11 protein-coding genes and 4 pseudogenes are annotated in these 22,499 nt (G+C 54.9%); 4 read left to right on the plus strand and 11 right to left on the minus strand.

Translation table 11 applies throughout. The annotated features are described in order from the left end of the window. Positions 1-347: 347 nt before the first annotated feature. Both OZX57_RS08600 and OZX57_RS08605 read right to left on the minus strand, forming a co-directional pair. Positions 348-1,160 (minus strand): annotated as a pseudogene (locus tag OZX57_RS08600) (serine/threonine-protein kinase); the annotation flags it as partial. Continuing rightward, a complete protein-coding gene (locus OZX57_RS08605) occupies positions 1,088-1,516 on the minus strand; it encodes a hypothetical protein (RefSeq protein ID WP_348637173.1) in 429 nt (142 codons plus the stop codon). The gene OZX57_RS08605 and the pseudogene OZX57_RS08600, both read right to left, overlap by 73 nt. A gap of 317 nt (positions 1,517-1,833) precedes the next feature. On the opposite strand from OZX57_RS08605, the pseudogene OZX57_RS00340 reads away from it, so the two are divergent. Beyond that, positions 1,834-4,780 (plus strand): annotated as a pseudogene (locus tag OZX57_RS00340) (glycoside hydrolase family 3 N-terminal domain-containing protein). A gap of 205 nt (positions 4,781-4,985) precedes the next feature. Here OZX57_RS00340 and OZX57_RS00345 read toward each other — a convergent pair. The 6 genes from OZX57_RS00345 to OZX57_RS00370 all read right to left on the minus strand — a co-directional run bounded on the left by OZX57_RS00345 (position 4,986) and on the right by OZX57_RS00370 (position 11,614). Beyond that, complete coding sequence (locus tag OZX57_RS00345) at positions 4,986-7,067, minus strand: glycoside hydrolase family 2 TIM barrel-domain containing protein (RefSeq protein ID WP_277162262.1); 2,082 nt, start codon at positions 7,065-7,067, stop codon at positions 4,986-4,988. Then, positions 7,064-7,756: a sugar-binding domain-containing protein gene (locus tag OZX57_RS00350; RefSeq protein WP_277162263.1), complete on the minus strand. Its 693-nt coding sequence runs from the start codon at positions 7,754-7,756 to the stop codon at positions 7,064-7,066. The genes OZX57_RS00345 and OZX57_RS00350 overlap by 4 nt, the downstream gene beginning before the upstream one ends. A 66-nt stretch (positions 7,757-7,822) precedes the next feature. Further along, entirely contained in the window at positions 7,823-9,385 is a 1,563-nt protein-coding gene (locus tag OZX57_RS00355) for an MFS transporter (RefSeq protein ID WP_277162264.1), read from the minus strand. A 165-nt stretch (positions 9,386-9,550) separates the two neighbouring features. Next, positions 9,551-10,210, minus strand: a complete 660-nt coding sequence (locus tag OZX57_RS00360; RefSeq protein ID WP_277162265.1) for an ATP-binding protein — start codon at positions 10,208-10,210, stop codon at positions 9,551-9,553. A gap of 47 nt (positions 10,211-10,257) precedes the next feature. Further along, positions 10,258-10,899 (minus strand): hypothetical protein, encoded by a 642-nt coding sequence (locus OZX57_RS00365; RefSeq protein ID WP_277162266.1) that lies wholly within the window; start codon positions 10,897-10,899, stop codon positions 10,258-10,260. Next, positions 10,889-11,614: a LytTR family DNA-binding domain-containing protein gene (locus tag OZX57_RS00370; protein ID WP_277162267.1), complete on the minus strand. Its 726-nt coding sequence runs from the start codon at positions 11,612-11,614 to the stop codon at positions 10,889-10,891. The genes OZX57_RS00365 and OZX57_RS00370 overlap by 11 nt, the downstream gene beginning before the upstream one ends. Positions 11,615-11,878: 264 nt before the next feature. On the opposite strand from OZX57_RS00370, the gene OZX57_RS00375 reads away from it, so the two are divergent. Continuing rightward, positions 11,879-15,166, plus strand: coding sequence for a glycoside hydrolase family 3 C-terminal domain-containing protein (locus OZX57_RS00375; protein WP_277162268.1), 3,288 nt, complete (start codon positions 11,879-11,881; stop codon positions 15,164-15,166). 3 nt (positions 15,167-15,169) lie between these two features. Next, positions 15,170-15,655 carry a hypothetical protein gene (locus OZX57_RS00380; RefSeq protein WP_277162269.1) on the plus strand — a complete coding sequence of 162 codons (486 nt, stop codon included), beginning with the start codon at positions 15,170-15,172 and terminating at the stop codon, positions 15,653-15,655. A gap of 344 nt (positions 15,656-15,999) precedes the next feature. Here OZX57_RS00380 and OZX57_RS00385 read toward each other — a convergent pair whose 3' ends face one another. The 3 genes and pseudogenes from OZX57_RS00385 to OZX57_RS08610 all read right to left on the minus strand — a co-directional run. Then, on the minus strand, positions 16,000-16,614 hold the full coding sequence (locus OZX57_RS00385) for a glycoside hydrolase family 3 N-terminal domain-containing protein (RefSeq protein WP_277162270.1): 615 nt from the start codon (positions 16,612-16,614) through the stop codon (positions 16,000-16,002). Then, a complete protein-coding gene (locus OZX57_RS00390) occupies positions 16,542-18,098 on the minus strand; it encodes a glycoside hydrolase family 3 C-terminal domain-containing protein (protein WP_277162271.1) in 1,557 nt (518 codons plus the stop codon). Before OZX57_RS00390 ends, OZX57_RS00385 begins: the two co-directional genes overlap by 73 nt. Before the next feature lie 112 nt (positions 18,099-18,210). After that, positions 18,211-19,005 (minus strand): annotated as a pseudogene (locus tag OZX57_RS08610) (glycoside hydrolase family 3 C-terminal domain-containing protein); the annotation flags it as partial. A 488-nt stretch (positions 19,006-19,493) separates the two neighbouring features. Between OZX57_RS08610 and OZX57_RS00400 the strand changes: the two are divergent. After that, a pseudogene (locus OZX57_RS00400) lies at positions 19,494-22,411 on the plus strand (glycoside hydrolase family 3 N-terminal domain-containing protein). The last annotated feature ends 88 nt before the right edge of the window (positions 22,412-22,499 follow it).

Below are 22,499 nucleotides of genomic sequence, written 5' to 3' on the forward strand. Positions count from 1 at the left end.
CCATAGCAACAGCGTCGAACGTGAAATCAGTTTGTCACGTCTGACGCTCGCTGGGTTCATCGGCGGTGCTGGCGGTTGAAGGGGCACGTTCGGTTGCGCGTTTTGGTCATATGGATAAGGCGCGTAAGGTGCCGGTTGCATCTGTTGGCCTAAGGAAGCCTGCTGCGTCTGCGCTTCCGGCGCGACCGTAAGCGGCATGGTACCGTCTTCGCCCTGCTCGGCGGCTCGTAGATTCGCGGCGGGAAGCGCTGACGTCGGCTCTGGGCTTTGCGCTATCGCGGCAGTTGCGGAGTTTGACACTAATGGCATCGCCCTCGTGGAACCGCGCAACTGGCGGCTTTGTGGGGTCATTGGCTCTGTGGCGAGGTCGTCGTTTTCGGATTGGTCAGTATCAACTGGCGCCTCAGACGTAGGAACAACATCGTCTGTCCATGCGGTTCGAGGATTACTGGCTGCTCGGTCCGGGGAGCCGAGTCAGGCTGAGGCGTTTGGCCAAAAGGGGGCACCACCCCTTGGATGTTGCCGTTATCTTCATCGTCCAGCTCGCCGCTTTCGAACGGATTCAGGGCATCAAGTGTGATGGCTTGCAGCAGCTGATCGGGGCTGCAACGTTTCGCGGGGTCGGGGTTGAGCGCGCTACGCAGCGCCTCGACCGTATTGGGTGGGAGGCCGGCGAGATTCGCGTTGCCGCTCGCCTCACGTTCGAGCACGGCCATCATTGGCTTGCTGCCGAAAACAGGCCGGCCAGTAGCGGCGAAGGCGATAACGCTGGCCAGCGACCACCAGTCGGTGGCCTCGTTGCTCTCCGCTCCGTCGATGATTTCTGGAGCGATGAAACCTGGCGTGCCCATCACCAGACCGGTTCGCGTGACGTGGCTTTCGCCCTCCGTCATCGCAATGCCAAAGTCCACCAGAACCGGGCCTGACGCCGAAATCATGACGTTGGTGGGTTTGATGTCGCGATGGATGATGCCTTGCGCGTGCACCGCCCGCACGGCGTCGATGAGTTTGGAAGCGAGGCGTTGCAAATCGTTGCCGACGTACCGACCGTTTGCCGCCACGTCATCCCGCAGATTCTTGCCTTCGATCAGTTCTGTGACAATGAAGGCGAGGGAATCATCAGTTCCATATCGACGATGGCGCAGACTCCGGGATGGTGCACCTTGCGCATGGCCACCGCCTCGCGTCGCATGCGCTCGCGGGCCGTAACGTGCGGGTCGCGGCTGTGATGATGAGTTGTATTATCGGCGTCTGCATCGTTGCCGTTGTAAGCGTCCGCATTGCCATAGTCCCCGGGATTGCCGTCTGATGACATTTCCGTGTTTTGGTAATTCTGCTCGTCGGTTTCGCTGTCGTCCTTGAGCGAATCCCGTAAAATCTTCATGGCGTAAATCTGCCCACCGTCGTCGCGCACGCGCCAGACCGAGCCCATCGCGCCGCCGCCCAGCCGTGAGATCAGCGTGTATCCGCCGACGATCTCTCCAGGTTCCAAATCCAACGCGTTCAAGTCGCTCATGACTTTAATACTACCTAGATAGGCGGAGTGTGTGGCCTCGCAGTCATTTTGAAAGCAATGGTTGGCAATAGGCGTGAGATATCGGCGGTTATTGCACTTATGTAGCAAGCTATGCAAATTATGCATAGTAAGCTACAGAATAAGTATCGGCGGTTGAGCGTGTACCGGCTAGACGCACAATGGTGATGAGTCTGAAGCGTAGGAAGCTACATTTCTGTCGTTGGCAGCAAAGACGGCTTGATGGTCATGTAACTCCATTTGGCAAAGTTGTCGAAGCGATGCGCTTCATACAAGGATGAACAAAGGAGAGACTCGACATGCTGCAAATCAACATGGCTGATGTCATCAATGTCCTGAAATCGCTGGTGCCCTATCTTGTGGTCGTCGGCGTGATCTTGGTGTTGGCGATTGTCATCAGCGTCGCAGTCAATAAAAAGTCGGTGCAGAATACGGCGGTGCGCAAACTGGTGCGCAGCGAGACCTGGCTGGTGGTCCTGGTGGCCATGGTCGTGGCGGTTTCGATGATGCTGACCGGCCCGGTGCAGACGCTGCTCAACAACGCAACGGCGCAGAAGCACGAACTGTCGCAAGGCACCGTGGACCATGCCAACAAGTTGGCGGCGAAGGTACAGACTGAAGCGGTCACGATGCTGCAGAACGACAGCGACAATCTGCCGTTGAAGAGCAAGAAGGTCAACGTGTTCGGCTGGGCTTCGACCAATCCGATTTACGGCGGTTCCGGCTCGGGTTCCATCTCCGCGCAGTATCCGAAGGTTTCGATGCTGCAGGGCATGAAGAACGCCGGCATCCAGACCAACACGCAGCTTTCGAAGCTGTATACCAACTATCGCAAGACCCGTCCCGAGTTCAACATCTTCAAGGCGGATTGGACGCTTCCCGAAGTGCCGGCCAACCAATATTCCAGCGACGTGATTAGCGGTGCCAAGAAGTTCTCCGATCAGGCCGTCGTGGTCATCTCCCGCATGAGCGGCGAGGGCGTCGACCTGCCGACGGATATGAAGAAGCCCGGCACGATCTACCAGGACAATTCCAAGAGCTATCAGGATTTCCAGAGCGGACAGTCCTACCTGCAGCTGAGCAAGACCGAGCAGGACATGCTCGACATGGTGACCAAGAACTTCCAGAATGTCACTTTGGTCTACAACGGCGCGAATACCTTGCAGTTCGATTTCCTGAGCAAGTACCCGCAGATCAAGTCCGTGCTGTGGTGCCCGCCCGCCGGCCAGACTGGTTTCACGGCCCTCGGCCAGGTGCTGAGCGGCGAGGTCAACCCCTCCGGCCGCACATCCGACACGTTCCTCAAGGATCTCAAGAAGGCCAATAACTACAACAACTTCGGCGATTTCAAATACAGCAATGTTGACGAATTCGCACAAACCGTGCCGAGCCCGATGGGTGGCACCTCGACCGTCAAACCGACGTTCGTGAACTATTCCGAAGGCATCTATCTGGGCTACAAGTTCTATGAGACCGCCGCCAAAGAAGGTCTCATCAACTACAACGACGTCGTCCAATATCCGTTCGGTTATGGCCTGAGCTACACGAAGTTCAAACAGTCGATGGGCCCGATTTCCGATTCCGGCGACAAGGTGAGCTTCGATGTCACGGTCAAGAACACCGGCAACAAGGCCGGCAAGGACGTTGTTGAGACCTATTACAACCCGCCGTACACCAACGGTGGCATCGAAAAGGCTTCCGCCAACCTCGTGGCGCTCGAGAAGACCAAGCTGATCAAGCCCCACGAGTCGCAGAAGGTGAGGATTTCCTTCAAGAAGTCCGACATGGCTTCCTACGATTCCAAAGGTGCGAAGGCCTACGTGCTGGAGAAAGGCGATTATGATGTCTCCATCAACGCTGACTCTCACACGGTTCTCGACCATGCGCCGGTGAATATCGCCTCGACCGTCGCCTACAACTCCAAGAACAACACGCACAGCGGCGACAAGACCCCGGCCACCAACCGCTTCGACGACACCGCCGGCGATGTGACCTACCTGTCCCGCGCCAACCACTTTGCGAACTATTCGCAGGCCACCGCAGCCCCGGCAAGCCTGGAGATGAGCAACAAGGTGAAGTCCGAGTTCGTCAGGTCAACAACGGCAACTACAAGCCGACTGATCACGACAATGCCAATGACAAGATGCCGACCACGGGTGCGAAGAACAACGTGCGCTTGGCCGATCTGCGTGGCAAGTCCTATGACGATCCGGAGTGGAACAAGCTGCTCGATGAGATGACCTTCAAGGACATGGATAACCTGATCGCCAACGGCGGTTACGGCACTCCTGCCGTGAAGTCCATCGGCAAGGTCCAGGTCTCCGACGCCGACGGCCCCGCAGCGCTCAACAACATCTTCACCAAGGTCGGTTCCATCGGCTTCCCCTCCACCACGTCGTTCGCGTGCACTTGGAGCAGGGACCTCAACCGCCAGTTCGGCGAGATGATCGGCGACATGGCGCATGACATGCACGTGGACGGCTGGTACGCCCCGGGCATGGATATGCATCGCAGCGCCTTCTCGGGCCGCAACTTCGAGTACTTCTCGGAGGATGGCGAACTCGCCGGAGTCATGGCCGCAAGCCAGATTCAGGGCGCCAAGTCCAAGGGTGTCTACGCGTTCATGAAGCAGTTCGCGCTGAACGATCAGGAAACTAACCGCACCAGCATGCTCTGCACATGGGTCAACGAGCAGGCGCTGCGCGAGGTCTACCTCAAGCCGTTCGAGATCAGTGTCAAGACTGGCGGCACCACTGCCGCGATGAGCGCGCTCAACTATGTCGGCCCGGTGTATTCGGGTGCAAGCTCCGCGTTGCTGAAGAGCGTCCTGCGCGATGAATGGGGCTTCCACGGCTTCGTCATCACCGATTACTTCGGCGGTTTCGGCTACCAGAACGCTGACCAGATCATCCGCGCGGGCGGCGATACGATGCTCGCCACCACCAAGGTGACCAACAACGTCACCGACCATTCGGCCACCTCGGTGATCGCAATGCGTCAGGCTTCGAAGAACATGCTCTACACCGTCGCCAACAGCTGGGTCTACCAGAATGGCGAGCCCAAGGAGCCTACTCCGATCTGGCGTACGGCCAGTATGTGGTCTGGGTTGTCGCCGCGATTGCGGTCGCCGGACTTGAGGTCATCACCATCATGCGCTACATGCGTCGCCGCAAGGAGGCCACGGTCAAGGTCGTGTCGGGAGCGGATGCCGATGCGGGCGATGATACCGATGCCGACCAGCAATGACCAGTGATGGGCGAATATAACTGAACACCAACACCATATAACTGAATATCAAAGCGGCGGCCCGGCGATACTTTGTGTATCTGCCGGGCCGCCGCTTTTTATTTGAATGATGAAGTCAGCTGTATGGTTGCCGGCAGCCTGTTTGGGCGTGGGGGCTGAAACGGTTCAGATGGTTGAATATCTTGATATTGATACGAATGGGCTGTTACGCCACCGTGATGGCGAGGCTGGTGCTCAGATTGCCGTCCGTGATGCTTAGGATTACCGGCGATGTTCCGGCGTTAGTTTGTGGAGTGTCCTCGGAGCCGGGCATTTCGATGATGGCGAGGGCTTCGCCGTAGTAGGTGTCGGTGCGACCGATGACGAAACTGCCCGGATTATATGGTGCTGCGCTGCCGAACGCGACCAGTCGTCCGGCGCTGACCGTCGCGCGTAAAGTTCCGCGTTCCAATGGTTTGGTAATGCCGTTGGCGTCGGTATAGCGCACGCGCACGTATGCTAAGTGCCCGGAGCGGCAGGTGTTACGGTTGTGGGCCCTGCGGTCCTCTGTCTCCTGTCGATGTTGCTGCGCAGTAGCATCGGCCGAATCGGATTGCGACTCCTCGAACCCGTCTTGAGGCTCCAGAGAAGCTGTCAACTGTGTCGGCCCTTGGGCGCTGGTCAATGCGCATCGCCCGATTTCCTTGCCATCTTCATCGAAGCTAATGGCCTCAAGGATGCCGGGTTCGTAATTGCAGCTGAAACGCGCCAAGCAGTTGCCGTGCAACGGTTTTCGCCCGATTTCCCGGCCGTTCAATAGCAAAGCGGCGCTCACCGCCCGTGCATAGACCTCCACGTTCGCCTTATGCCCTTCGCAGCTCTCCCAGCTCCAAGAAGGCATGGCGTCGGTCATTTTCCATGCACTAGGGGAGTGTTTGTCACCCGTATGATTCACTGGACGCACGGCGAGATAAGGGCCTTGGCTCTTTTCGAGCGCGACGCGGGTGTACAAGGCCTCACCAGTCACTCGTCCGGTCAGGTCGAGACGGCCGGATCCTGCGGTGAGCCAACCAAAACCGTTTTCCTCTGGTGCGTAATCCTCGTATTCCCAGGCTCCAACGCCGGTTTCGCCCATGTAATCCATGCCGGCCCATACGAAATCTCCGATGAGGCGAGGATTCTGTTTGGCCAGTTCTCGGAACTGGTAGGCGTCGCTGCAGAATGTTTCGGAACCGAGGATGAGGCGGTGTGGATAACGGCGCAGGTCCTTTTGGTAGCGCTTGATGCCGTAGTTGTAGCCGGCGATATCGAGCTGTGCGAAGGCATCGCGGGTCTTGACGTCGCAAGCGTGCAATGTGGCACCGGTTTTCATGAAGCCGGAGCCCATGATTCCTGCCAGATTGTTGAAGAATTCGCTGCCCACGGCTCTGTGTTTGGGCTTTGCCGTTTCGTCTTCAGGGCGGGAAGACATGCACGCTCCCGGTACGATGGCGCTATTGTTCTGGCCCTTTCGCGAACGTTCGAGAGTGCGTTCGCTGGATGCCAATTTGGCCTCTTTGCGCGCCTTGTCGTCGGAATAAACCCCGAAACCGATAGAACTGAGAAAATTGAAGAAGATGTTGATTCCGCAGGTCACCGGTCGGCTCGGGTCGAGCGTGTGCAGCAGTCCGACCATGGAACGGGTCAGCTCAATGCCTTTCTTTTCGGCGGTTTCGCTGACCTCGTTGCCGATCGAATACATGACGACACTGGGGTGGTTGCGGTCTTTGAGCACCATGCCCTTCAGATCGTTGCGCCAGTTGGTTGGGAAGTGATCGACATAGTCGTACAGGGTTTTGTGAATGTACCAATGGTCAATGTATTCGTCCAGAACGAGCATCCCCAGTTCGTCGCACGCCTCGAGCAGTGCCTTGGAGCAGGGGTTATGGGCCGAACGTATAGCGTTGTAGCCTTGCGCCTTCAGCTCTTGGACTTTCCGCCGTTCGGCGTCGGGGAATGCCGCGGCTCCCAGTATGCCGTTGGTGTGGTGGACGCACGCGCCCTGCATAATGGTGCGCTCGCCGTTGATGAGGAACCCGTCATCGCCCCAGACCAGTGTACGCACGCCGAATGTTGTGCTGGCAACGTCAAAGATGGGGGCCTTTGTAACGTCGGCAGAAGTGTTGTCGCTTGTATCTACGGTAGCGGTATCGTCACCGTCGGCTGTGATATCGATGGCAGGTTCGTGGCTATTGGCCTGATAACTGACTTGGCAAGTATAAAGATTGGGATGTTCCGGACTCCACAATTGAGCATCGGGGATATTCAACGTGACGGTTGCGTTGCCTTCTTCGTTGGTTTCGCAGTCTGCAGATACGATTGCTGGAGCTGCCCAGCGACCTTGGATGTAATACGTTTGGATGTCGGTGTTGAAGTGGCCGTATCGGCATTCTGTTGCTTTTCGAAGATCTCAATATGCGCTTTGCCTGCCCCGGTGGTCTGCAACGAGACCTCGATGCCCGTCGGATCTGTAGATAGTGTGCGCACGCCGATTCCGTCAACGTCGATATGCTCGCGCGGCCCAGTCCAAAGGGTGACCGGACGATAAATGCCCGCCCCTGAATACCAGCGGGAATTGGGCTGGTCGGCGTTATGCGCCACCACCCGGATTTCGTTGTCCTCGCCAATGGCGACCAGATCGGTGATGTCGACCGTAAACCCGGTGTACCCGTAGTCGCATGAGCCGGCTTTTTGCCCGTTGACAAAGACCTCAGCAAGTCGGTAAACGCCTTCGAATTCCAGAATGATGGCTTCTCCGCGCAAGTCTTCGTCGGGCCTGAAGCGTCGGATATATTCGTAATCGCATCCGTCGAACCACCCTGTGTTACTGCCTCCCGGCGCGTTCTCCAGACGAGGCTCGTAGAGCATGGCATCATGCGGCAAGGTCACCGGTGTGAACGCTTCCTCGCTGTTCAGATGCCTGTAGGCCCAAGAATCGTTGAATGGTGTGGCTTGCATGATTTCTGCTTTCTGCTGGTATACGAATAGTACGCGAATTCTGCGTCGTGAACGTAAGTTTCTATATCATTGCTGCGATGTCGTTGGCGCGGCCCATGTGCCACCCTGCTCTTCAACCGACTGTTTCTGATGCTCGACAATAGCCGCCTGATCCTCCTCGATGTGCTTCTCCACATTAAGAGGCACCATCAGAACTGCAATCAGCGTATAGCACACCAATTCGGCACCCAGATAGCAAACGACCAGAACGGTCTGCACTCCGGTGTTTTGGGCAGTCAGTGCAGGGTTGTAGCCGGCCGAAGTCAGCAGCATATTGATTATGCCGTTGCCGAGTCCGGCCATGCCGACCATGATCGCCCCGTAAACCGACATGGTGAAGCCGTCGGAGCGGAATCCGTTTTTTGCCTCGAGGTGGTCGAGCACATCGGAAAGCAGGGCGAGAGTAACATACATTGCTGGTATGGAGCCTATGCCTTTGAGTACGACGCCGATGCATACCACTACAAAACTGTGGATGTTGATGAAGCTTACACATCCGCCAATCACGGCGATGACCATGCCGATACCGACCGCATTGCGTTTGCCGATTTTATTGGCGATGGGCCAGGCGAGCAGCATGCCGATGGCTGTAGGGATGCCGCCGATTAGCCCAAGTGCGGACATAGCCGCACCTGCTTTGGCTTCGGTGTTGATACCGGAGAACATCCAGCGGCTGTAATAGCTCATCGAACCGTTTTTGATCATGCCAGAGAGCTGGAACAAGAAGAAATAGATGATGATGATCCACCAGTAGCTGTTGGACATGCAGGTCTTTGCTTGGGTGGAGACTGGGAGCTTTTCCTCCTTGATATTGAGATTCATATTCTCTTCAGTGATGCGCTCGCGGGTGAAATAATACTCGCAGAGAATGCCCAAAGCGGTCAGTACGCACAGGCCGATGGCAAAGATGCGCCAGTGAGTGTAGCTTTTGGCCACGTCGATTTTGCCGTTGGTTTGGACGAAAAGGAAGCTTTGCAGCACAATTGGCACCACAATACTTGCCCCGATTCCGGTGGCGGCGACATTTGATGCATTGGAAAGTGTAGCTAAAAGCCCTCTCTGGCTAGTGTTGCGTGTGGAAAGCCCAACCATGGAGCTATGCGAGGTGTAATACAAAGGGTAGGCAATCGCGTAATAAAGGTTATAGGAGATTGCGATCCATGTCATTTGAACCAGAGGTGATGTATTACGTGGGTCAAGGAATAGTAAAACAATAGCCACTACCAGGAATGGTGTGGACAGGAGCATGAAAGGCCTGGCTTTGCCCTGCCGGGTTCGTGTGTTGTCGATGAAATGGCCGATCACAAGATTGCCGATGACAACTGCAATCACTGACACGATCGGCAGCGCTGCTGAAAAACCTCCAAATTTTGCGGTGTTAGTCCAACCCAGAACGTCCGAATAATATCTATTGAGGTATGAGGCGAAGATTGCGTTGGAGATAATGGCGCAAAATGGCCCGACAAGATAACCCAACAACATTTCCGGGGGCTTTACGGTGCTGCTGGTGATGCGTGTTCGGATGGATTCGTGTTCGAAGAACCGTTCAAATCGGTTTTGCTCCCGCGGGTTTGCGATATCGTTGATCATCAAGCCTTCTTTTATGTTCTGCAGACGTGTGCGGCATCCATGAACCGAACACGTATGGGTATTGATAATCAGTCTGCTCTAATTTCAGGGTTCTGTACAACGCGAACGTCGTGAAGCGCGGTTTTGGATTCACGAATTGCAGGTCTGGTATTTGAAACCTAGCGTTTATTCTTTCGAGAGAATAATATTGAGAACGAACAGATTATTTTGTGTCTCGACGCTCAGTGCCCCGTGGTAGTGTTCCGCTACCATTTGCATGGAGCGAAGGCCGAAACCGTGGTAGCGCTGATCGTCTTTTGTAGTCATCGGCAGGCCGTTGTTGAGGGTTATTTCGCCGTTGTAGGGATTGCTTACGTGAATCACTGCCATCCCTTTTTCGGTCTTTACCTGCATGCGGATGAAACGAGGGGACGAGGTGTCGATTTTGTTCAATGCCTCCATGGCATTGTCCATGGCATTGCCGAAAAGGGCGTAGATGTCGCTGGGCTTCATAAAATCGATGGCTTTCCCGTCAATGAGTCGTTCAAACTGGATGCCGCGTTGCTCACAGATCAGAGATTTTTGTGCCAATAGCACGTCTAACGTCTCGTTGCCAGTGCGTACAGAGGAATCGTAGACGTCGGCTAGGTTTTTCAGGTCGTTGATTTCGTCGGCCTCTAGATGGTTGCCGAATGTGGATAACTGTTTTTTTAGATCGTGCGTTTTGATATTGATGAGGTCAACGGTTTCCTTGTCCCTTATCATTTGTGATTTTTGCTGGTTCAACAGTTGCTGGAGCACGATGCTGTCATGTTCTGCCTCGTTGCGGTCTAAGATTTCTCGCAAAAGTACCAGAAGGAAACAGCAGGTCACGAGCCGGGTGAGTACGCACATCATGTAGGCAAGTGGGGGAATGGTACTTTCGCTACGAAATCGTCGAAGAGACAGGCGAAAACGTTGACGCACAACAGTACTCCGACAAGTAGTAGAAGGATTCGAGCATTGAAGGCAATATCTGGGGCTTTACCTTCCAACGGTCTGGCAAATACCAGATAAGACAATATGAAACAGGGAATGAGAGTCAACGGGTAGACCAGCGAATTCGATAATGTTCCTATGGTCAAATGTCCCGGATTGATCAGCAAGGTGACAATGATGCCAGCGCAATAGCAGAGATGTTGTGTAGCAATGCCTGCTACCAGATAAAATAGTGATTGCCGTGTGTTCAGTTTCAGACAGCAAAACAGGCTCAGATAGCACATCAGATAGAAGACTGTGCATCGAAGGATGAGGGTCCAGGCGTTGGTGGGTACGAAAAGTGACCAGCAGCAGCCGATAGAGAGCATCAGTAGCAGGCAGAGTATCAGACGTCTGGCAAAGTGCGGCCTCCGCTCGAGTTTCCAAGTGAACATTCCAATGGCGATGCACATTTCGATGAGGAACCCACAGGCATTGAAAAACCACAGGATGTGTCCGATAATTGGCTGTGGCGGCAGAGCTGCGCCTAAGGTGACGGGATCGGCTTCATAGAACATGGTCGTTGCCGAGACTTTGCGCAAGTTGGGTGAGGAATGTCTTATGGTACGAACGCCCTATGGGTAGTTGTGTCCCACCGGTCATAGTGATGGTGGATCCGTGCACTTGCTCGATGAAGCGTTGATTGACCAGATAGGATTTGCCGTTGCGCAGGAACCCTTGTCCGTCAAGCTTTTTGGCGATATCCGTAAGGCTTCCGGTGCCGGTGAGGTCAGCTGATTCGGTATGGAACACCAACGTATGCCCTTTGACCTCGATATACGACAGATCCTGTAGCCGGATGATTCTCGTATCGCTCCTTTGCGTGATGGCGATGGTTTGGCTGCTTTTGCGGCACAGATTCACGGCTCGTGAAAGTTTATGTTCGAAATCGGTGTAGGAAAAGGGTTTGATGATGTAATCCAGAGCGTCGACCTCATAGCCTTTGGCGGCAAATTGCGACATATTGGTTACGAAGATCAGGATGGTGTGTTTATCTATGGTCCGAAGGCGCCGTGCGGCCTCCATCCCGTCCATATTGGGTAGCTCGATGTCCATGAATACAATGTCATAACAGGCTTTGTAAGGGTCGAGAAAGGCAGTCGGCTCAGTGAATTCAGTGACTTTGAATTCGATATCCTCGTTTCCCGGATTTTCGCTGAATTGATTGAGACAATTCTTTAGATGGTTCGCCGCCGAAGGGTCATCTTCGATCACTGCGACGGTCACCAACATGTTTGCAATTTCCTTTCGCGGCTGTGCAAATCAATTGCGCTGCGTGGCGCGAATTGAGCGTATCCCAGCGATGATAGCGTACATGCCGATTTATTGATATTATACGTGCGTCTTCTTCTATCGAGAATAGCGCAGAATAATGTCGTTTACGCTTTCAAAAAGTTGTTTTACGCTTGTTGGGTTTCGTTTTGCCGCTCTTTTTTACTCTTAAAAGGGAGAGTCCACTGTAGGCTCTTTATGCTCTACACAAGGGAGTAGTGGAAGATGAACAATAAAACGGGAGGGGCTCCACAGTCCGGAGCTCCGCAAAATGAGGGCAATAAGGCTCTCGCAGGCTCCGCGGCACCGTTGCGAAAATGGCGTGGTCTTTTTACCGTCGGTGCGTTCCTGTTATCGGTTGCCATGATTGCCGGAACGGTTCTGGAAACCTACCGTACTTCGGTGGATGCGTTTACTGGCACGAGAAGCGAGGCGCAAATCACCGACCATTCCGCAGATAAGGCGGATAGCTGGAACTATAAATCCGAATTCAAGACGGCGAAGAGTGCTTACGAAGGCTTTAAGTCCTTCGCTATCAACGAATCTCAGGAGACTATGGCGTTGCTGAAGAATGAGAAGAGTGCATTGCCCATCTCGAAGAACGCCAAAATCACCATGTTCGGGGTGCGCAGCTATGCACCGGTGTATGGCAGCTCCATGGGCTCGCAGTCCAATGGCGCGTCCGTGGTAAGCATCACTGATGCTTTTAAAGAACGTGGCTTCGATTTGAATCCTTCCATGACGAAGGCCTACCAACAGTTCTTCAGTGGCAAGAAGTGGGCCAAGCCCAAATTCGGCGGCGGCGGTCCAAAGCCTGAGTATGAAGAAATCACCAAGTACAACGACCCTTCGGAATTGAGTCTTGACCAGTTGGCCAAGCTTAATCCGCAATATGCTTCGCAGTACGACCAGTACAATGACGCCGCAATCGTGGTGGTCGGCCGTCCTGGTGGAGAAAATGGCAATGGCTATCTTCCGGGCAAGGCTGGTCGCGCTGAGGGCGTGGACACCGTCACGGGCAATATTCTGAGCCTCGATACCAATGAAATGGCCATGGTCCATGAGGCCGAGGCTCATTTCAAGAAGGTCATCGTGCTGGTCAATTCCGTGCATCCGATGGAGATCGCGAATCTGAAAAGCGACCCCAAGGTCAATGCCATCATGTGGATCGGCTATCCGGGATGCTATGGATTCTACGGTGTCGCTGACGTGCTTAATGGTACTGTCTCTCCTTCGGCCCATCTCGGCGACGTGATGGCTGTGAACTCTGCTTTGGCTCCTGCCATGGCCAACTATGGCAATATTCCTTGGAAGAATGCTTCGAAGTTCGCCAAGACGGCCAATGTCAACTCCTATCTGATTGAAGCGGAAGGCATTTATACCGGTTATCGCTATTACGAGACTCGTTATGCGGATACCGTAGCTGGCGGAGATGCTGCGCAGAGCGCCAAGACGGCCAAGGCTGGTACCTACGCCAATGCCGACGGTACTCCTGCCACAGCAGATGGCACTTGGGAATACGGCAATGAGGTCTCCTATCCGTTCGGTTATGGCCTGAGTTACACCAAGTTCTCTCAGAAGCTCGACGGCGTCAAGATTCGCGGTGACAAGAAAGCCGCCACGGTCTCCGTCACTTCCACCAATACAGGTAACGTTCCGGGTAAGGCGGTCGTGCAGCTTTATGCTTCCGTGCCATATACCAAGTATGACAAGCAGTATGGTGTTGAGAAATCCGCGATCCAGTTGATGGACTTTGAGAAGACCAAGACGTTGAAGCCCGGTGAATCCCAGAGCATCAGCATGAACGTTGATATGGCTAATCTTGCCAGCTACGATTCCCAGCACGCCAAGACCTACATTGTTGATCCGGGCAGTTATTATTTCGCGATTGGCGATGATGCACATGACGCTCTCAACAACGTGCTTGCAGCCCAGGGCCACAGCACCTCTGACGGCATGACCGCTGCAGGGGACAAGTCCAAGACCTATACGTGGAAGTGGGACGGTAATGTGGATGCACGTACCTTCTCCACTTCTGACAATGGCAAGAAGATCACCAATCAGCTTTCCAAGGGAGATTACGCGACTGATTTCAATGCGTTTGAGCCGGGAACCGTAAAGTATCTGACTCGTTCGGATTGGAGCGGAACCTTCCCGAAGACCTATTCTGGCCTGTCTGCTGACGCCAAGCTCACCAAGCTTTTGAACAACGACTTCGTTCCGCTTACCAAAGGAGACACTTCGGCTTACAAGGTGGGTGACAAGTCAAGCCATCTCAAGCTCAGTGACCTCAAAGGCGCTTCGTTCAACGACAAGCGTTGGGGCGCATTGGTCAGTCAGGTGAGCATACCTGAATTCATGAAGTTTGCCGAGAAGGCATTCCATGCCATTGGTGCTATCCCCTCCGTCGGCCTGCAGAACCAGACCACTGATGACGGCCCCGGTGGTTCGGATTCCCACACGTTGAGTGAAGGCAAATATCAAGGCAAGGCGTTCCCAGATGCCAAAGACCCCAAGTATGCGAACAAGGGAACTACCGTGGCTCCTGCCCCCACCAATCTGGCCTATAGCTGGAACAAGGAACTCGGATACCGCAACGGGCAAGTCATCCTGGGCGAGACCGGATTAATTTTCAATCTGCCTATCGTCATTGGACCGGCTATGAATCTGCATCGTCATGCCTACAATACGCGTGCAGTCGAGTACTATTCCGAAGATCCGATTCTCTCTGGTTTCATGGGAAGTTCCGTCACTCAAGGCGAGCAGTCCAAGGGCACGATGGCCAATGTAAAGCATTTCGCGTTCAATGATCAGGAAATCAATCGTTCCGGTGTCGCGCCGTTTATGAGTGAGCAGCGTGCGCGTGAAATGGAACTGCGTAATTTCGAGCAGGCCATTGAAGCTAAAGGTGAGCCTGCCTCATTCAAGGGCAATGAGAAGCAACTGAAGCAGGCCGGCGCAAAGACCATCTTGCCGGAAGGTATCGTTGGATCCTCCGTTGCTCCTTACAAGCAAGGCGCATTGGGCATTATGACTTCCTACAATCGTGGAGGCGCTGTCCCGGTGAGCGCGAATTATGCGGTCTCCAACAGCATCCTTCGCCAGGAATGGGGCTTCACTGGATATGCCGTCACCGATTTCACGTCGGTTGCGCCTCTGGCCGCGCCTAAGGAATCGATTCTTGCTGGGACGATGGCCTTCTGTGGGTTTGGCAACATGGGTGTGCCTTATTGGAACGCCGATACGCTGGGCAGTGATCCGAAGATGGTCAAGGCCATCCAGACTGATTTGCACTATGCCTTGTGGGCGATTGCAAATTCCAACGCCATGAACGGTGTCAACTCCACCACCCATACCAAGGAAATCATTACATGGTGGCGTGCGGTGTATATCGCAGCTATCGTCGTGACCGCATTGGTGACCTTGATTGGCATCATCGGCTATGTCATGGTTTGTGTACGTAGGAAAAGCTCGTCGGTAGCCGACGCGCAGCCCGCAAAAGGGAAGGAGTAAGTCATGACGGAAGCAACGATTGAGACAGGAAAATCATCCGATTCGACGTTCTCGCTCAAGGGTTCTGTACTTGAATGTATTGCTGTTCTTGCCGCATTGGTGGGTGTGATCGTATATGTTTATACTTCCACAACTGGCTATATGTCTGGCAGTGGTATGAGCGTCTGGCCTCTGATTCTAACCATCGTGGCGATGATTGCTGTAGCGTGCAAAGTCATCTTCATGCCTCGAAGCAGGATGTCAGCTGCCGATTCTAGCCGCGACATTCTGTCCGACGTGTTGGTGATGGGTGGTGAAGTGCTGTTGGTTATTTCGTTCGCGTTGTTCGTACTCGCGCGCGTGCGTCTTGCGGCTGACATCTACTTCATTCCTGTTAATTATCCGCACAGCGAGGTGACGGCACTCAACATTTCCGTGGTGGGTGTGCTGTTCTATCTTGTGGCGATAATCGCTTTGATTATCCGTGTCTGCCGTAGGGGCCGCCGGTGATTTTCGGCAACCTTTAAGGCTGGGTGGGAATCCATCCTGTAATAGTGGCCGGGCCTTTGTTTTGGTGACCGTTGTTCGACGGGTGCTGAGACGGAGATCTGGTCACTATTTAATTTGGAGGCCATGAGGTGCATGTTTTTAACGGTAGCGTGACAGGTTTGCCGAGTAGCCGCAAGATTGTGCGGAAAATGGCAGGCTGAGTGCGTCGGCGAAGGTTTCAGAATTCGTATGTGCAGTGACAATGAGCATGAATTACGCGAATACAGCAGTGGCCCGGCGGATACTTGCATATCTGCCGGGCCACTGCGCTCTGCGGTAAGGTCGCGGACGAGCCGCGTCAGGCCTTACTCAGCGGAGGTCGTCGTGCCTTCCTTCTTGCGCTTGAGGTAGCGACGCACGATCACCACTTCGAAGCCGATGGCGAGGATGGCGGTGATGACATCGACGATGATCATCGCAGTCTTCCAGGCCGGCGTCTTCTGGGCGTCGCTATTGGCATCGTAGGCACCGCTGTTCACAGTCGTGTACAGGATGTGCTTGCTCGCGTTGCGCAGCCACTTTACGGAGGTGGCGGAGGACTTGTCCTTCACGACATTGTCGCCGTCGCCGTAGGTGGAGAGCATCGCGTCGACGCCGCCTTGCAGTGCGTTGTTGGCGTTCATGAAGCCACGTCCGTCAGCGCCGAAGGAGTCGGTGAGGGCCATGCCCTTGAAGCCCCACTCGTCGCGCATGATGGTGTTGACCCAGCCCTGCTCGCCGCTCCACTTGGTACCGATGTAGTCCCAGCCAACCATGGTGGCGTCGGCCTTGCCCTGCTCAACAGCCATCTCGAACGGGCGCAGATAGACCTCGCGGGCCGCCTGCTCATTCGACCAGATGCTCACCATCATGGCGTTGGCATCGTAGAGCGCGAAGTGCTTGATGTAGGCGTAGACGCCCTTCGACTTGGCCCCGGCCACGGCGTTGGCGGCGCGATGGTGCCGGCCAGCTCGCCGTCCTCGGAGTAGTACTCGAAGTTACGTCCGCCGACAGCGGTGCGGTGCGTATTCATAGCCGGTGCATACCAACCGACGATGCCCATTTCGCGCGCCATCTGGCCCATCATCTCGCCGTACTGGCGGGCGAGCGTCGGGCTCCAGGTGTTCGCCAGAACCACGGCGATCGGGAAGCCGAGCGAGCCCTGCTTGGTGAAGTTGTTGTTGATGGCTGCGGGGCCGTCGGCGTCGGTGGTGGCCACCTTGCCGATGGAATCGACCGCAGGAGTCTGGAAGCCGGCCATGGAGCTCAACTTGGACATGTCGTCCACGCTCATCTCGTCAAGCAGCTTGTCCCAGCGTGGGTCGTTCGGGTCCACGCCGCGCAGATCCTTGAGCTTGATGTTGTTCTTCGCTCCGGTCGTCGGCATCTTGTCGTTCTTGTTGATGTAGGTGTTGCGATCGAAGTTCTTGTTGACGTGGTACTGGTTCTTGTACTTGTCGGGCATCACGTCGCTTGCCGGAGCGGCGGTGGCCGCAGCGTAGTTCGCGAAGTGGTCCTTGCGGGACAGATACGTCACGTCGCCGGCGATCTCCGAGATCTTGTTGGTCGCGGCCTGCTTGTCGGTGGAACGCGGGTTGGACTTGTCGAAGGTCACCTTGTTGGCCACGGTGTAGGTCTGCTTGTCAAGGATGTTGTGGGAATCGGAGTTGACCGAGAGCTGGTAATCACCTTGGTCGAGCACATAACCCTTGGTGTTCAGGTAATCGTAGGAGGCGAGCTGCTCGAGCGGGAAGGAAATCTTCACGTTCTGCGATTCGCCGGGCTTGAGGAGGTTGGTCTTCTTCATCGTTACGAGGTTGGCGCTGGCCTTCTCGATGCCTCCGTTGGTGTAAGGCGGGTTGTCGTAGACTTCCACGGCGTCCTTGCCCGCGACGGAACCGGTGTTCTTCACGGTGACGGTGAACTCGAGGTTCTTGCCGTTCTTGGTGACCGGGCTCATCTTTTGGGTGAAATCGGTGTAGCTCAGGCCATAGCCGAACGGATACTGCACGGTCTTGCCATAGTCGATGGTGCCTTCGGCGGCGGCCGTCTCGTAATACTTGTAGCCGACGTAGATGTCCTCGACGTAATTGGTGAACGAAGGAGCGAGGTTGAAGTAGACGCCCTTGGCGACCGGCAGCTTCAATGCCATGTCTTGCATGTTCGTGTACTTGGTCGCGCCGGAGTTGTTCCACCATGGGGACTTGGTCAGGTCATAGAGGAAGGTGTCGGTGGTCTTGCCGGAGGGGTTGATTTCGCCGTTCAGGATCTTGCCGAGCGAATCGAAGCCGACGTTGCCCGGAGCCGGATCCCAGATGGCCGCCTTGATTTGCGGGTGGTCGTTGAGGAAACCGAGCTGCATCGGGTTCGAGCCGTTGTAAAGGAAAATGACCTTGTTGAAGTTCTTGCAGACCAGGTCGATCATGTTGCGCTCGGTCTGGTTGGGCTGCAGGGTGCTCGCCCGGCTTGAAGTCCTTGTATTCCTTGGAGTTGTCCTTGTACTTCACCTTGCTCACGTCGGTGGGCATGTCATCGTAGCCTTCGCCGCCCACGCGGGCCAGTGAGATGACTGCGGTGTCGGAGAAGTCCTTGGCGTTCTGCATCACGTCGCTGGTGTACTTGTCGGCGGTGAGTTCAGGCAGCGACCAGCCCGTGCCGAGCGCGCTGTTCTTGCTGTCTCGGGCGCCGAGCTGCTTGTAGAGCTTGCTCAGGGAATCGTTCGTTTTGAAGCCGGCGTCGTGCAGGCCGTCCTTGAGCGAACGCATCTGATAGTTGGCATTGATGGCGCCGGAGCCGGTGCCGCCGTAGACCGGGTTCTCGGAGGCCCAGCCGAAGAGGTTGAGCTTCTTGGTGTTCTTCATCGGCAACATGTTGTCGTCGTTCTTGAGCATCACGAAGCCTTCGCCGGCGATGTCCTTCGCCAGCGTGGTCGCCTTGGCGGTGGTCTCGGCGGAGACCGTCTTGGCCTTGGTGCCAGCCAGGTTCAGCAGTGTCGACATAGGGCCGGCAAGAATCATGCTGACCACGGCGACGACCGCGACCAGCGGGATGACGATGGTGTTCGAACGAATCAGCTTGCGTTCGGCTACATTGACTTTCCTTACCGCGATGGCCACGATAATGGCCACAACGATAATCGCGAGCAATGCGTAAATATACCATTGAATGGAGTTCCAGACGCCTATGACGTCGGACCATGCAATTCCTAACATTTCTCTTCCCCTCCGTGGGAAACGGTGCAGAGCCACGGTGCAGTCCGTTCGGCATTCAACAGCTGTTGTTGTGCTGTCGAACAGGCTGAGACACTCTCTCTTTGAGCATCTCCTCTGCATTGGTGACTTGATTATACGCGCAGGTCTATGCGGTCATGAACGGTGTCAAGATGGTATGTAGTCTCCGATCCAGGCTCTCTTATGCCTTTTATAGTGCGGTTTTGGGGGATGGCGGATGAAAACGGACAGCCATGAGGAATTCATCGTTGACAATAATATGCACCAATTATCTGTATAAATTTAAAGAAAATTCGAGTTCTGACGACAAGAACCAGAACAAATTATGCTTGCGTTGTTGCAGTCTAGGGGAATCGCCTTATGTTGTAGCACGATTTTTGATGAAATGAAATCCTTGGCATAATGAGGTGTTTGTTAACGCCAACGGACGGGTCAGGGACGATTTGAACGGTCCTGGCGTGCAGTCCATAGGTTTTGCTTCACCCCTGGCGGGAAGTGTGGCGTATTGTCGCACGGTTTCGCTCGGTTGCCGGTAAGAGTTGCCGGTGCCATGCCGCTGTTTCGAAAAGAAACAAGGAGGAGGACTTCTCATGTTGCAAATCAACATGGCTGATGTCGTCAACGTCATCAAGTCTCTGGTGCCCTATCTTGTGGTCATCGGCGTCTTGCTGGTTCTGGCCATTATCATCAGCTTTGCCGTCAACAAGAAGACGGTGAAAAACGTAGGAACTCGCAAGCTTGTGCACAGCGAGACATGGCTGGTGGCCTTGGTGGCCATCGTCGCTGCAGTGTCAATGATGCTCACTGGCCCGATGTCTACGTTGCTCAACAACGCCAGCGCGCAGAAATACGAGCTGTCGCAGAACACGGTGAAGAAGGCAAACCAGCTGGCAGAGGATGTCGAGAACGAAGCTATCACCCTGCTGAAGAATGACGACAGCACGCTCCCGCTCAAATCCAAGAAGGTCAACGTGTTCGGTTGGGGCTCCACCAACCCTGTTTACGGTGGTACTGGTTCTGGTTCGATGTCGAAGCAGTATCCCACCGTCTCCATGCTGCAAGGCATGAAGAATGCTGGCCTCCAGCCAAACGCCAAGCTTTCCAAGCTTTATACCGATTATCGTAAGGAACGTCCGGAAGTGGGTATGTTCGCCCAGGACTGGACCCTGCCTGAGGTGCCTGCGAACCAGTATTCTCAGAGCCTCATCAACCAGACAAAGTCCTATTCCGATCAGGCCGTCGTGGTCATTAGCCGCGTGGGCGGCGAAGGTGCGGATCTGCCGACCAACATGAAGTCCAAGGACATCAAGTACACCAATAATTCCAAGGATTATGAAGATTTCCAGGATGGTCAGTCCATCTTGCAGCTTGACCAGACCGAGAAGAACATGCTTGATCTCGTCACCAAGAACTTCAAGAACGTGACCGTGGTTTACAACGGGGCGAATACCTTCCAGTTCGATTTCCTCGACCAGTATCCTCAGATTAAGTCTCTGGTGTGGTGCCCGCCCGCTGGCCAGACCGGCTTCACCTCGTTGGGCCGTGTGCTCGCAGGCGATGTCAATCCTTCCGGCCGCACCTCCGACACCTTCCTCAAGAACCTGAAGCAGTCGGTCAATTACAACAACTTCGGCGATTTCAAGTACAACAACGTCGACGAATTTGCGCAGACCTTTGCTGGCTTCACCGGCAAGAATGAGACCGTCAAGCCGCGTTCGTCGACTACACCGAGGGTATCTACGTCGGTTACCGTTTCTATGAGACCGCCGCCAAGGAAGGCCTCATCAACTACAACGATATGGTGCGTTATCCGTTCGGTTACGGCTTGAGCTACACCAAGTTCAGCGAGAAGATGGGCGCGATCAGCCACGAGAACGGCAAGATCAGCTTCGATGTGACCGTGAAGAACACCGGCGATAAGGCCGGCAAGGACGTTGTGGAAACATACTACAATCCTCCTTACACCGACGGCGGCATCGAAAAGGCGAGCACCAATCTGGTAGCCTTTGCCAAGACTGACAAGCTCGAGCCAGGCGCTTCGCAGACTGTTAAGATTTCCTTCAAGGACTCCGACATGGCTTCCTACGATCAGAAGAAGGCCAAGTCTTACGTGCTCGAAAAGGGCCAGTACGATATCTCCGTGCAGTCCGATTCGCACACGGTCATCGACACCAAGCCGGTCACCATTGACTCCACCGTGACTTACAACACCAAGGGTCAGACGCATAACGGCGACAAGATCCCGGCGACTAACCAGTTCGATAACGCAGAGGGCGACAACGTCACTTATCTGTCTCGTGCAGGCCATTTCGCCAACTTTGCCAAGGCCACCGCAGCCCCGACGAACTTCGCGATGAGCGACAAGATTAAGTCCGAGTTCACCAATAATGGCAACTACAAGCCGACTGATCATGACAAGGCCAGCGACAAGATGCCGACCACCGGTGCGAAGAATAACCTGCGTCTGGCGGCTCTGCGCGGAAAGTCCTATGACGATCCGACGTGGAACAAGCTGCTTGACGAGTTGACGTTCAAGGACATGGACAACCTGATCGCCAATGGCGGTTATGGCACGGCCGCAATTGCTTCCATCGGCAAGGCTCAGGTCACTGACGCTGACGGCCCGGCCTCTCTGAACAACAACTTCACCAAGGTCGGTTCTATCGGCTTCCCCGCTTCCATGGCGTTCGCTTGCACCTTCAACAAGGATCTGCCAAGCGTTTCGGCGAGATGATCGGCGAAATGGGTCATGACATGCATGTCGCCGGTTGGTATGCACCGGCTATGAACGTTCACCGCAATGTCTTCGGCGGCCGTAACTTCGAGTACTTCTCGGAGGACCCGCTGGTGGCAGGCACGATGGCTTCCAACCAGATTGCTGGCGCACGTTCGCAGGGCGTTTATGCGTTCATCAAGCACTTCGCAATGAACGAGCAGGAAACCAACCGCACCAATATGCTCTGCACCTGGGCCAACGAACAGTCGATTCGTGAGGTATTCCTCAAGCCCTTCGAGATGAGCGTGAAGACCGGCGGCGCACAGGCCGCGATGAGCTCCTTCAACTACATCGGACCCACCTATGCGGGCGCGAACCCGGCACTGCTCAATGGAATGCTGCGTAACGAGTGGGGCTTCAAGGGCTTCGTCGTTACCGATTACTTCTCCGGTTATGGCTTCCAGAACGCTGACCAGATCATCCGTAATGGCGGGACACGACACGATGCTCGCTACCACCAAGGTGACCAACCACATCACTGACAAGTCCGCTACTTCCGTCATCGCAATGCGTCAGGCTTCCAAGAACATCCTCTATTCCGTGGTTAACGGCTGGGAATATGAGCATGGTGAGCCTAAGGCTGCCACCCCGATCTGGAAGACGGCTATGTACGTCGTCTGGGTTGTCGCCGCAGTGCTCTTCGTCGGCCTTGAGGTCGTAGCGGTTCGCCGTTACCTCCGCCGCCGCAACGAAGCCAAGATCACGGTGACCGACGATTCGGCCGAAGAGTGATTGACTGATCGATTTCGTTGATTCGGAATCGTGAGATGAAGCCCCGCCGTTTGAGTAACGGCGGGGCTTTGTCGTTTCTTTATATAGG

Origin of the sequence: Bifidobacterium sp. ESL0682 (assembly GCF_029392815.1) — a bacterium.
In the GTDB taxonomy this organism is placed as follows: domain Bacteria; phylum Actinomycetota; class Actinomycetes; order Actinomycetales; family Bifidobacteriaceae; genus Bifidobacterium.